Genomic DNA, 8282 nt, shown 5'->3' on the forward strand with positions numbered 1-8282 from the left:
CCACCGCGGACGGATCCGCCCCCGCAGGGCTGCCCGCGGCGGACGCGGCGGGCGCGGCGCCGTGGCGCGGGTGCGGCGGGCGGCCGCCGTCCGGGGTGTCACGGTGCACCGGCCGCGGTGGGCAGGGCGGTCTGCTCGGCGTCCGTCCGCTCGGCGGCCGCGGATTCCGCAGCCCCGGGCGCAGCGGCAGCGGGCTCGGTCGCGACGGGCTCGGCGGCCTGGGCGAGCAGCGCCTCCGTCCCGTCGCCCTCGATGTCGATGTGCGGCAGCAGCGCGTCCAGGCGGCGCGGGAGCCACCAGTTGCCGCGGCCGAGCAGCACCATCGTCGAGGGCACCAGGATGCCGCGCACCACCGTGGCGTCCAGGGCGACGGCGGTGGCGAGGCCGATGCCGAACATCTTCACCACGGGGTCGTCCGAGAGCAGGTAGCTCAGGAAGACGCTCACCATGATCAGGGCGGCCGAGCTGATGATCCGTCCGGTGCCGCCGAGGCCCTCCACGACGGCGCGGCGGTTGTCCCGGTGCCGGAGGTAGGCGGTGCGGACGGCGGTCAGCAGGAACACCTCGTAGTCCATGGAGAGCCCGAACAGCACCGCGAACATCAGCAGCGGCACGTAGCCGGGGATCGGCACCGGCCCGTCGAGGCCGAGGAGGCCGGCGCCGTGGCCCTGCTGGAAGACGGCGGTGAGCACGCCGTACGCGGCGCCGACGGAGACCAGGTTCATCACGGCGGCCTTCACCGCGACGACCGGGGCGCGGAAGGCGAGCAGCAGCAGGAGTCCGGCGATGGCGAGGACGAAGCCGACGACCAGCGGCATCCGGCGGGCCAGCCGGTCGTTGAGGTCGGCCTGGGCGGCGGGTGTGCCGCCGACGTGGACGGTGTCGCCGGGGCCGGCCGCGGCGGGCAGGGTCTCGCCGCGCAGCCGGTCGACGAGGTCGGCGGTGGCGGGGTCGGAGGGGGCGGTGGCGGGGGTGACCTGCCAGCGGACGGAGTGCTTGTCGGTAGAGAGCTGCGGCTGCCCGGCGGCGGCCACGCCCGGGGTGGTCTGCAGGGCCCGGGTGACGGCGGTGACGCGGTCGTCGGTGGGGCCCTCGGCCGGGGTGGCGAGGGTGTCGGTGACCTGGAGGGTGCCGTTGATGCCGGGGCCGAAGGCGGTGGCGAGCCGGTCGTAGGCGGTGCGGCTCGCGGAGCCGGTGGCGTTGGATCCCGCGTCGAGCTGGCCGAAGGCGAGCTGGGCGGCGGGCAGCGCGAGGGCACCGACCAGGAGGGTCGCGGCGATCAGGCAGCGCCACGGCCGGGCGGCGACGACCTCGGCGATCCGCCCCCAGCCGCGGGGGCCCGCCTGGTCCGCCTTCGCGCCGCGCCGGGGCCTCGCGGCGAGGCGGGGGCCGAGCAGGACGAGGACGGCGGGCAGCAGGGTCAGGTTGATGCCGACGGCGACGAGGACGGCGATGCCGGGGGCGAGCGCGAGGGCGTACAGCAGCGGGATGCCGCCGAGGGCGAGGCCGGCGAGTGCGGCGATCACGGCGCTGCCCGCGAAGGCGACCGCCTTGCCGGAGCCGGCCGTGGTGCGGACGGCGGCCTCCTCGCGGCCGACTCCGGCGGCGAGGAGTTCGCGGAAGCGGGTGAGCCCGAAGAGGGTGTAGTCGATGCCGACGCCGAGGCCGATCATCGCGGCGATGGTCTCGCCGGAGGACGGCATGTCGACCAGGTGGCCGACCAGTCCGAGCACCGAGAGCGAGATGCCGAGGCCGAGTCCGCCGGCGAGCAGCGGGAGGCCGGCCGCGACCAGGCCGCCGAAGGTGAGGGCGAGGACGACGAAGGCGGCGGCGAGGCCGATCGCCTCGCTGTGGCCGGTGGAGCCCTTGTCGACGGCGGCGGCGAGGAAGCCGCCCGGGGTGACCTCGATGCCGGCCGCGGTGGCCGGGGCGGCCGCGGCGGTGATCCGGTCGGTGATCCCGGGGGTGATCTCGCGTCCGGTGACGTCGAGTTCGACCGACAGGTAGCCGGTGCGGCCGTCGGCGGAGATCGCCTTGGCGCCGGCCGGGTCGTACGGGGTGGTGACGGCCACGACGTGGTCGACGCGGGCGATCGCGGCGGCGGCCTGCTTCACGGCCTCGGTGCTCGCGGGCGAGGTGAGCAGCGGCCCGTCGGCGGCGGTGTGCAGGACGAGCGGCTGGCGTCCCGAGGCCGAGCCGGGGAAGGCCTCGTCGCCGAGGTCCCGGGCGGCCTGGCTGTCGCTGCCGGGGATGGACACCGCCTCGGTGGTGACGCTGCCCAGCACGCCGACCGCGGCGAGGGCCGCGGCCAGGAGGAGCAGCCAGGCGGCCACCACGCGTTTCGGTCTGCGGGCGCACCAGCGCCCCACGGCGGTGAACATCGGCACACCGGCCTTCCGTACGGGGACGGGGTGGCGCCGGGCCCCCCGCCGAACTCATTGCACTCTCCGTGCAATCAGTACGTTGCACTGGCGGTGCAATAATGTCAACGTGACGGAAGGAGGCCCGGGCATGCCGCAGAACCTTGACCCCGGACGGCCCACGGAGGGCCGGACCGCGCGACCCTCTGACGGTCCGGCCGCGCGGCCCGTGGACGGCCGGACCGAACAGCCCGCGGACGGCCGCACCGAACGCGGGCGGCTGACCCGCGAGAAGATCGCCGACGCGGTGCTGTCGCTGTTCGACGAGGGCCTGGTGCAGTTCCCCGCCGAGCGGGTGGCCGAACGGGCCGGCGTGTCACGGCGCCTGGTGTTCCACCACTTCGCGGACATGGCGCAGCTGACCGACACCGCCGTCACCCGGCGGATCGACCAACTGCTCTCCCAGATCAAGCCGTTGCCGACCGACGGCCCGCGGGAGCTGCGGGTCGCCGCCCTGGCGGAGCAGCGCGGCCGGATCCTGGAGTGGCTCACCCCGACGCGGCTGGCCATGATGCGGCTGGAGAACCCGTCCGAGCGCGTCCAGGAGGCGGTGCGGATGATGCTCGACTACGGCCGGACGCGGATCTCGGAGATCTTCGCCACCGAGCTGGACCGGCTGCCCGAGGCCCGCCGCACCGACCTGCTCAACGCACTGGACGCCGCCACCACCTGGAGCACCTGGCACCACTGGCGCAGCTCCGGGCTCGACGTGGCGGCCGCCCGCCGCACCATGGCCACCGCCGTCCACGCCCTGCTCGCCGCCACCGACCGCCCGGAGACCGCCCCCGACCCCCCGGACGGGTGACGGTCCGCAGGACCGCGGGGCGGCCTCGGAGAAATCGTCGGCGGCGGTGTCGGATCGGGGCGCAGGCGTTCGTAGAAGGGGTGAGCGGCCGCCCGTGAGGGGCGCCCCCGAAGCACAGGAGATGGTTCACGATGCAGTACCTGTTCTCGGTGATCCACGACGACTCCCGCCTCGCCACCGCGGAGGAGATGGCGGCGATCGACGTGTTCAACGACGGGCTCCGGGCCGAGGGCCACTGGGTCTTCGCCGCCGGCCTCGGCGGACCCGACACCGCGACCGTGATCGACAACCGCGGTGAGGAGACGCTGTTCACCGACGGGCCCTTCGTGGAGTCGAAGGAGTACCTGGTCGGCTTCTGGATCGTCGAGGCCGCCGATCTCGACGTGGCCCTCAAACTGGCGTCCGAGGGCTCGAAGGCCTGCAACCGGAAGGTCGAGGTGCGTCCGGTCCTGTGAGCACGACCGACGTCCGGGAGGCGGTCGCCCGCGCCCACCGCGAGGAGTGGGCCCGCGCGGTCGCCGCCCTGACCAGGCGTTTCGGTGACCTCGACACCGCCGAGGAGGCGGTGGCCGAGGCGTTCGCCACGGCGGTCGAGCGGTGGCCGGCCGACGGCGTGCCGCCCAACCCCGGTGCCTGGCTGACCACCACCGCCAACCGCAAGGCCATCGACCGGATCCGGCGCGAGAGCAAGCGCGACGCCAAGCAGCGGGAGGCCCTGATGGCGTACGACGAACCCCCCGAGCCCCTCGGCCCCGTCGGCGACGAGCGGCTGCGGCTGATCTTCACCTGCTGCCACCCGGCACTGGCGACGGGCGCCCGCGTGGCACTGACGCTCCGTCTGGTCGGCGGTCTGACCGTCGCCGAGATCGCCCGCGCCTTCCTGGTGCAGGAGAGCGCCATGGGGCAGCGGATCACCCGCGCCAAGGCCAAGATCAAAACGGCCCGCATCCCCTACCGGGTGCCGTCCGCGGAGGACCTCCCGGAACGGGTCTCCGCGGTCCTCGCCGTGCTCTACCTCGTCTTCAACGAGGGCTACCTGGCGACCGGCCCCGGCACCGATCCGGTACGGCACGACCTCACCGCCGAGGCGATCCGGCTCACCCGGCTGCTCCGCGGACTCCTGCCCGAGGACGGCGAGGTGGCCGGGCTGCTGGCCCTGATGCTCCTCACCGAGGCCCGCCGCACCGCCCGGGTCTCCCCCAGCGGCGACCTGGTCGCCCTCGGCGAACAGGACCGCGGCGCCTGGGACACGGTACTGATCGCCGAGGGCCACCGGCTGGTACGGGAACGGCTGGCCACCGGGGCGGCCCCGGGGCGCTACCAGGTCCTCGCGGCGATCAACGCCGTGCACACCTCCGCCCGCCACGTGGACGACACCGACTGGTCGCAGGTCGTCGCCCTCTACGACCAGCTCCTTTGCCTCGACCCCTCACCGGTCGTCGCCCTCAACCGGGCCGTCGCGCTCGCCGAACTCGACGGCCCCGGGGTGGCGCTGGCCGCCGTCGACCGTCTCGGCGACACCCTGACCGGCTACCACGCCTACCACGCGACCCGCGCCGACCTGCTGCGCCGGCTGGGCCGAAGCCGGGAGTCCCGCGCCGCCTACGACCGGGCCGTCGAACTGGCCGGCAACACCGCCGAGCGCGCCTACCTGGCCCGCCGCCGCGACCTGCCGGGGTAGCCGGGGCGGATCCACGGACCGGTCTCCCACGGCGGCCGTGCGGGCGGCGGAGCCGAGGGCGGCCAGGACCCCCGGCGCGGCCGGCACCTCGTCCCACCGGTCACCGGGACCGGCCCCGGGGAGCGCGGCCGGCGAGTTCGGCGAGGTCGGCGAGCACCGCACGGCGGGCCCGCCGGAGGTGTACCGGGCGGCCTGACCAGCACGTAAGGCCGGTCCGTGTACGTCCGGGCGCAGATCGATCACAGCGCGTACGATCCCCGCCCGCGACCGCCACCGGGCCCCCTAGAGTGTCCGCCGTGACCCAGGACGACGCGGAACTCATCGCCGGCCGGTACGAGCTGATCGAGCGGATCGGGCAGGGCGGCATGGGCCGCGTCTGGCGCGGGACGGACCGGCACCTCTTCGGCCGCGAGGTCGCCGTCAAGGAGATCCTCTTCCCGCCCGGGCTGCAGGACGACGAGCGCGCCGTGCTGCTGCGGCGGTTCACCGGCGAGGCGCGGGCCGCGGTCATCCTCAACCACCCGGGGATCATCACCGTCCACGACGTGGTCGAGCACAACGGCGCGCCGGCCATCGTCATGGAGTTCGTCCGCGGCCGGTCGCTCGCCGCCGAGATCCGCGAGCGGGGTCCGCTGCCGGTGCGCCGGGTCGCCGAGATCGGGGCGGCGATGCTCGGCGCGCTCGCCGAGGCGCACGGAGCCGGGATCGTCCACCGCGACATCAAGCCGGACAACGTGCTGCTGACGAAGGACCGGGTCGTCCTCACCGACTTCGGCATCGCGCACCTCGCGGACGCCACCACCAAGCTGAGCCACAGCGGGACGGTCATCGGCACCCCGCACTACATGCCGCCGGAGCAGTTGGAGGGCAAGCGGCCGACCGCCGCCAACGACCTGTGGGCGCTCGGCGCCACGCTGTACCACGCGGTCGAGGGCCGGACGCCGTTCGACGCCGAGGGCCTGCACGCCCTCGCCATCGCCATCTTCACCCGGCCGCACCGGCCGCCCGTGCTCGCCGGGCCGCTCGCCCCGGTGCTGGAGGCACTGCTCGCCAAGGACCCGGCCGAGCGGGCGACCGTCGCGCAGGCCGAGGAGCTGGTGGCGGCGGTGCTGCGCGGCGACACCACGGCGGGCGGCGGGCCCGCGCCGGATCCGGCGCCGCCCGTGCCGCGGACGCCGACCGCACCGGACCCCGTTCCCGTCCCGGCCGACCGGCAGCCGCCCCCGCCGCCGCCGCAGGCCCCGGCGGCGGAACAGCCCGTCGAAGGCCCCGCCGAAGGGCCCGCGGACGGGCCCGCGGACGGACCTGCCGGGGAGGCCGGGCCGGCTGCGCCCGTCCCGGCGCCGCCCGCCGCACCGCCGGCCGTTCCACCGCACCTTCCGCACGTGCCGCAGGGCCGGCCGGTGCCGGACAACCCGTACGCCACTCCCCCGGCCGACGGGCTGCCGCAGCCGGCCGCCGACGGGACGCCGGAGGACGGGGTGCCCACCGGGCCCCTGGAGGGCCACCGCGTCGAGGAGCTGACGGCCGGCCGGCCGGGGAGGCGGCCGATCGGCCGGAAGACCACCGTCCTGGCGGTGGCGCTCGCGACCCTGGCCGTCGGCGGCGTCCTGACCTGGACCCTCCTGCCGGACTCCGGCCACGGCAGCGGCAGCGGCAGCGGCAGCGGCAGCGCGGGCAGCGGCAGCTCGTCGAACGACACGGCGACCACGACCGTGGTGATCGGCGTGGACGCGCCGCTCACCGGCGGCCTGGCGAGCTTCGGTACCGGCATCAAGAACTCGGCCGACCTCGCCGTGCGGACGGCCAACCGGCGGACGTACGTCCCGGGTGTCACCTTCGAGCTGAAGGCGCTGGACGACCAGGCCCAGCCGCAGACCGGCCGGCAGAACGCCGATGCGCTCGTCGCCGACGACCGGGTGCTCGGCGTGGTCGGTCCGCTGAACTCCAGCGTCGCCCAGTCGATGCTGCCCTCGTTCGCATCGGCCGGGCTGGTGGACGTCTCGCCGGCCAACACCAACCCGGTGCTCACCCTGGGCAGCGACTGGCAGAAGGGCGTCAAGTCGCGCCCGTACCCCGTGTACTACCGCACCACCACCACGGACGCCCTGCAGGGCCCGTTCGCCGCCCGGTACCTCGTCAAGGTCGCGAAGAAGACGAAGTTCTTCGTGATCGACGACCGGAAGACCTACGGCGCCGGGCTTGCCGACGGGTTCACCGCCGAGGTCGCCGCCCTCGGGGGCACGGTCGTCGGTTCGGAGCACGTGGAACCGGGCAGCACCGACCACGCCGCCCTGGCGGCGAAGGTCCGCGCCAGCGGCGCCGAGGCGGTCTACTACGGCGGGGAGTACCCGGACGCGGCGCCGCTCTCCCGGCAGCTCAAGGAGGGCGGCGCGACGGTGCCGCTGATGGGCGGCGACGGCATCTTCGACACCGAGTACACCCGGCTGAACGGCCGGGCCGAGGGCGACCTGGCCACCTCGGTGGGCGCGCCCACCGACGCGCTCAACGGCGGGACGGCCTTCCTCGACGACTACCGGGCCGCAAGCTACCCGGAGGACGCCGGCCAGTACGGCGCCTACGCGTACGACGCGGCCTGGGCCGTCATCGAGGCGGTCAAGTCCGCGGTGGCCGCGAACGGCGGCACGCTGCCGTCCGACGCCCGGGCCAAGGTGGCGGAGGCGATGGCGGGCGTCTCCTTCGACGGCAGGACCGGGGCGGTCTCCTTCGACGAATACGGCGACACCACCAACCGGCAGCTCACCGTCCACACGGTGCAGGGCGGCGCCTGGCACTCCGTCAGGACCGACACCTACTGACCGTCGCGCGCCCGGCCGGCGGCAGCCTCCTGCAGGGTGCGCAGCAGGCCCGCGCCGGCGGCGTCCACGGACCGGCCGGTGTTGCCGAGGACGGCGACGGCCGTGCCGGTCTCCGGGTCGAAGCCGGCGTACGAGGCGAAGCCCCCGGTGCGGCCGTTGTGCCAGATCTGCAGGTGGCCGCCCTGCTGCGGGTGCGAGCGGTGCGCCGACCAGCCGAGGTGCGTCCAGGAGAACGGGCCGGTGCGGTGCTCCACCTGCCGGGTGAGGACGATCGCCTCGGCGGTGTCGGTGGGCGCCCCGCCGAGCTGGGCGCGCAGGAAGGCGGCGAGGTCGTTGCCGGTGGAGCGCAGGCCGCCGGCGCCGGCCAGGTCGGCGAGGTGCCACGGCGCGGCGGGCCTGCGGTTGGCGGTGTGGCCGCCGGCGAACCGGGCGGGGCCGCCGGCGCCCGGCGGGGGGTGGGGGCCGACGACAGCGGCCGGTCGGCGCGGGCGGCCGGGCCCCTGCCGGGTGGCGAGGGCCACGGGATCGCGGGGATGCGGGAGCGGGCCGCGCTGTAC

At 75.7% G+C, this 8282-nt stretch carries 6 protein-coding genes; 4 read left to right on the plus strand and 2 right to left on the minus strand.

Annotated features, from left to right (window positions below; translation table 11 throughout):
• Nucleotides 1-98 precede the first annotated feature (98 nt).
• Nucleotides 99-2381, minus strand: coding sequence for an MMPL family transporter (locus ABD353_RS38580; RefSeq protein WP_344628404.1), 2283 nt, complete (start codon nucleotides 2379-2381; stop codon nucleotides 99-101).
• Between the two features lie 130 nt (nucleotides 2382-2511).
• Here ABD353_RS38580 and ABD353_RS38585 point away from each other — a divergent pair, with 130 nt between their 5' ends.
• From ABD353_RS38585 to ABD353_RS40650, 4 genes are all read left to right on the plus strand, one after another.
• Nucleotides 2512-3225, plus strand: a complete 714-nt coding sequence (locus ABD353_RS38585; RefSeq protein WP_344628405.1) for a TetR/AcrR family transcriptional regulator — start codon at nucleotides 2512-2514, stop codon at nucleotides 3223-3225.
• Nucleotides 3226-3356: 131 nt separating this feature from the next.
• Entirely contained in the window at nucleotides 3357-3680 is a 324-nt protein-coding gene (locus ABD353_RS38590) for a YciI family protein (protein ID WP_344628406.1), read from the plus strand.
• Entirely contained in the window at nucleotides 3677-4906 is a 1230-nt protein-coding gene (locus ABD353_RS38595) for an RNA polymerase sigma factor (RefSeq protein ID WP_344628407.1), read from the plus strand. The genes ABD353_RS38590 and ABD353_RS38595 overlap by 4 nt, the downstream gene beginning before the upstream one ends.
• 296 nt (nucleotides 4907-5202) lie before the next feature.
• The gene (locus ABD353_RS40650; RefSeq protein WP_425555342.1) at nucleotides 5203-7725 is read left to right on the plus strand and encodes a bifunctional serine/threonine-protein kinase/ABC transporter substrate-binding protein; all 2523 of its coding nucleotides are present in this window, start codon (nucleotides 5203-5205) and stop codon (nucleotides 7723-7725) included.
• On the opposite strand, the gene ABD353_RS38610 is transcribed toward ABD353_RS40650, so the two are convergent.
• The coding region (locus ABD353_RS38610; protein ID WP_344628408.1) for a serine hydrolase at nucleotides 7719-8282 on the minus strand (564 nt) is incomplete at its 5' end. The genes ABD353_RS40650 and ABD353_RS38610 overlap by 7 nt on opposite strands.

Source organism: Kitasatospora arboriphila (genome assembly GCF_039528095.1).
GTDB lineage: Bacteria > Actinomycetota > Actinomycetes > Streptomycetales > Streptomycetaceae > Kitasatospora > Kitasatospora arboriphila.